We start from the raw sequence: 3,843 nt of genomic DNA, 5'->3' as shown, positions 1-3,843 counted from the left end.
CAATGAGTTCTCTAACTTTCATGGATACTCACCGGAAGGTCTAAGAAAATTAGCATTTATAAAAATTTTCATATGAATGGGCGTGTTTATAGTAACCTTTATTAGGGTTTTGCTGAATTCTTTCAGGGTCTTTGAGTCTGTGATCCCATCTGGGGATCACGACAACCACCCGAAAGAATTCAGCAAAAACCCTAATAAAGGTTACTATAAACACGCCCTTTTAAAAGGAAAGATTTAAAAAGCAAGCGTCCTTCCCTAACTTGATGACTCGATGAACGATGAATTGTGGAGGGATGTGAAATGGCAAAGCCAAGTTACGTAAAGTTTGAGGTTCCAAAGGAACTCGCCGAGAAAGCTCTTGAAGCAGTTGAGATTGCAAGAGACACCGGAAAAATTAGAAAGGGTACAAACGAGACAACAAAAGCTGTTGAGAGGGGCCAGGCAAAGCTCGTTGTAATCGCAGAGGACGTCGACCCAGAGGAAATCGTTGCTCACTTGCCACCCCTCTGTGAGGAGAAAGAAATCCCATACATTTATGTTCCAAGCAAAAAAGAACTTGGTGCTGCTGCTGGTATTGAAGTTCCAGCTGCAAGCGTTGCTATAATCGAGCCTGGTAAGGCTCGCGAACTCGTTGAGGAAATCGCCATGAAAGTAAGGGAGCTCGCCAAGTGAGCTCCCTTTCCTCACTTTCATTAGGATGTGCGAGCTTTCATTATTATAATTGAACTAGAGGTGTGAGACATGGCAGATGATGGATACCCTGCAGAGGTCATCGAAATTGTAGGAAGAACCGGAGTTACCGGTGAGGTCACTCAAGTAAAGGTTCGCGTTCTTGAAGGAATGGACAAGGGTAGAGTAATTAGAAGAAACGTTAAGGGGCCAGTTAGAATTGGCGACATAGTTATCCTCAGAGAGACAGAAAGAGAAGCAAGAGAGATCAAAGCAAGAAGGTGATGTGAATGGCAAGGTGGAATGTCTGCTCATACTGCGGAAAGGAATTCGAGCCAGGAACGGGAAAGATGTACGTCAGAAACGATGGAAGAGTTTATTTCTTCTGCTCAAGGAAATGCGAAAAGTACTTCTTTATGGGTAGAAACCCAAGAAAGCTCAAATGGACAAAGGCTTTTGAAGAAGCAAAGCTCCAGAGAGCTAAGAAGTGACTTTTTTATTTTTTTAATACCAATCAGAAGTTTTTTGATTGAAAGTTTTCAAATATTAAAAAGAGAAAAGAAGTTTTCATTCTGCGAAGGTTATTATTTTGAGATCAACAGGTCTTCTAACCACATTGCTCTTTCTTGCGCCTATTAGGTACTTGATTCCCTTCTCGTTCACTATGTCTATCAGTCTCTGGGTTATGATTCCATTGAATATTATCGCGTATACGTTTTCTTTGTCGTTTATGGAGGTAAGCAGGTCTCTCACTGGTATCTCTGCGATTATGTTCTTATTTTCATCTAAGAGAATGGCTGTGGGGTCCTTTTTCACTTTTTCGATCAAATCTTTGAATTCATCAAGTTCTGGAGCTTTGGGAGGTTGTATTGGCTTTACGAACTTTTCTTCTCTTGTTGGGGGCTTTACTTCGACTTTTGGTCCGCTTGTGGCTTCTTTTTGGGACTCAGCGACTTTCTCTCTCTTGGGCTCTTCTATCTTTGGTTCTATGGGCTGTGGGTGGCTGGCCTTTTGTTGTTCTCTCTCCTTAACAATCTCGTAGAAGCTCTTCCCTTTAGCAAAGAGCTCATTTATAACCTGCTCAGCTGGAACTTTGCTCCTTAAAGACTTGATTATCTCTTTCTTTGTCAGCTCCTCGACCTCTTTTCCTTCTGGAGCTCTGGCAACATAGTCAATGTCTGCAACTTGAAGGAGTTCCTTAAGTATGAGCTCTCCTCCCCTATCTCCATCGGTAAATGCGGTTACGATTCTCTCTTTGCTGAGTTTTATTATCGTCTCCGGCACTGAAGTTCCTTCAACGGCTATGGCGTTTTTGATTCCATGTTTTAGAAGGTTAAGCACATCCGCCCTTCCTTCAACAACGATTATCGAATCTGAAAACGGCACGTGTGGGCCAGCCGGAAGTTTCTCTGGACCATATTCAATAAGCTCCTTAGCCCTAACTTCCTTTTTAACTTCTTCAGTAATCTCTTGTGTTTCTGGAATTTCTTCCTCCATAAGGGTCTCAAGTATCTCTTTGGCTCTCTCTATGATGTATTTTCTCTTTGTTGCCCTGACATCCTCGATTCTTATTACCCTAATCCTGGCCTCAGAGGGTCCTATACGGTCTATTGTTTCTAGAGCAGCTGCCAGTATTGCTGTTTCTACTCTATCCAGGCTGGAGGGTATTGTTATTGTTCCATAACTTTTTCCAGCTCTTGTGTGAACATCAACCTTAATCCTTCCAATTCTTCCAGTTTTTTGAAGTTCTCTTAAATCCAAATCATCTCCAAGCAAACCTTCAGTCTGTCCAAAAATAGCACCCACAACATCAGGCCTTTCAACAATTCCGTTTGCTTCAAACTCTGCGTGGATTACATATTTTGTTGTTCCAAAATCATCCTTTGCAGCCATGTTATCACCTTCTTCTGCTTCTTTCTTTTTTAACATTCTTTGCTTTTCAATCAAAATTTGCTGGATTGTAGTATTTCTTCTCTTCAATCCATACCCCTCCTTGTGGGGGTCAGAAACGGAGATCCTTAACCCGGATGTAGAGAGAGTAAAGGTCCTCAATGCCCTTGATGTCTTTTTTTGCTATTTTCTTGAGCTCTCTTCGTGTTTCTGTATCTACTTTGCACTTATACCCTTCCAAATATCGGGTTAGTTTTTTTGCGAGCTCTTCACCCTTTCTGTCGAAATCTGTTAATATCATGACATCATGATAGTGAGAGGCTATTAGAGCAATCTCCGCCAGTGGTAAGCGGGAAAGCCTAATTATCTCCGTTTCGACCCCCAATTTTCGTAAGGCCACCTCGTCTCGCATCCCCTCTACGAGGATAACACCTTCAAACTCTCGCAATTTGTCTATAATTTGTTCGAATCTTTTATAATTTTCGGCGTACATATTGCCGTCATGATGATGAGAGTTCGATAGTATTATAAAGTTTTGGGAAGTGAAAATGATACTGTTAGGATAAGCTGTGGGGTGTCAGGTTTAAGTTACTGGCAGTACTTTAGAAAAAGAAGGGGGAACATGAAGTCTGAAACCATTATTTACTGGGTGGTGTCAGTCTTAAAGCCCTTTCGTCGCAAGCAAAATCCCACGAAAAAAGAAAATCAGGGGAGTAGAATTATACCTGCGAGGCCTCAGTTACCGGCAAACCGCCAGAATCCTCAAAATCAGTCACGTAACAGTCTGGGAGGCAGTCCAAAAACTCGCAGAAGCAGTTTACAAGCCAAAAATCCTCGCAGTCAAAAAACAGCGGAACTTCATCGCAGTTGACGAAACAGTAATAAAAATCAACGGGAAGAAAAGATACCTCTGGGCTGCAATTGACGTTGAGAGCAAGGAAGTTTTAGCAGTCTGGATTACAACTGTTAGAAACTGGTGGGTTGCCAGGGATTTCATCCTGGTTGTTTTGAAGTCCTGTGAAGGGCAGCCCGTCTTTCTGGTTGACAGGGCTAGCTGGTATAAGTCTGCTTTTAAGAGTCTGGGGTTGGGTTATCTGCATGTGACTTTTGGGCCGAGGAACAGTGTTGAGCGTTGGTTTAGGACGTTGAAGGAGAGGACGAAGCGTTTCTGGAATAATTTCAGGAGTGAGGACTGGAGGAGGGTTCATAGGTTTGTTTTTCTGTTTGCCTTCTGGTATAATTTTGTCAGAATTCATTCTAGGTTTGATAGGCCTCCGGGTGATG

The 3,843-nt window shown here is 42.4% G+C and carries 5 protein-coding genes and 2 pseudogenes; 4 read left to right on the top strand and 3 right to left on the bottom strand.

Annotated features, from left to right (window positions below; translation table 11 throughout):
- Window positions 1-49 precede the first annotated feature (49 nt).
- Window positions 50-214, bottom strand: a complete 165-nt coding sequence (locus tag THEPK_RS12860) for a hypothetical protein (protein WP_156882092.1) — start codon at window positions 212-214, stop codon at window positions 50-52.
- Between the two features lie 86 nt (window positions 215-300).
- Here THEPK_RS12860 and rpl7ae point away from each other — a divergent pair, with 86 nt between their 5' ends.
- From rpl7ae to THEPK_RS01195, 3 genes are all read left to right on the top strand, one after another.
- Complete coding sequence (gene rpl7ae, locus THEPK_RS01205; RefSeq protein ID WP_042697287.1) at window positions 301-672, top strand: 50S ribosomal protein L7Ae; 372 nt, start codon at window positions 301-303, stop codon at window positions 670-672.
- A gap of 69 nt (window positions 673-741) precedes the next feature.
- Window positions 742-954, top strand: coding sequence for a 30S ribosomal protein S28e (locus THEPK_RS01200; protein ID WP_042697284.1), 213 nt, complete (start codon window positions 742-744; stop codon window positions 952-954).
- A 5-nt stretch (window positions 955-959) separates the two neighbouring features.
- Window positions 960-1,160, top strand: coding sequence for a 50S ribosomal protein L24e (locus tag THEPK_RS01195; RefSeq protein ID WP_042697281.1), 201 nt, complete (start codon window positions 960-962; stop codon window positions 1,158-1,160).
- 76 nt (window positions 1,161-1,236) lie between these two features.
- On the opposite strand, the gene dnaG is transcribed toward THEPK_RS01195, so the two are convergent.
- Entirely contained in the window at window positions 1,237-2,649 is a 1,413-nt protein-coding gene (dnaG, locus tag THEPK_RS01190; protein WP_042697278.1) for a DNA primase DnaG, read from the bottom strand.
- A 6-nt stretch (window positions 2,650-2,655) separates the two neighbouring features.
- Window positions 2,656-3,052 (bottom strand): annotated as a pseudogene (locus tag THEPK_RS01185) (toprim domain-containing protein); the annotation flags it as partial.
- A 129-nt stretch (window positions 3,053-3,181) separates the two neighbouring features.
- Here THEPK_RS01185 and THEPK_RS01180 point away from each other — a divergent pair.
- Window positions 3,182-3,843, top strand: a pseudogene (locus THEPK_RS01180) (IS6 family transposase); the annotation flags it as partial.

This window comes from Thermococcus sp. PK (genome assembly GCF_000430485.1).
Lineage (GTDB): Archaea > Methanobacteriota_B > Thermococci > Thermococcales > Thermococcaceae > Thermococcus_A > Thermococcus_A bergensis.
This window is presented reverse-complemented; position numbering and strand designations above follow the sequence as displayed.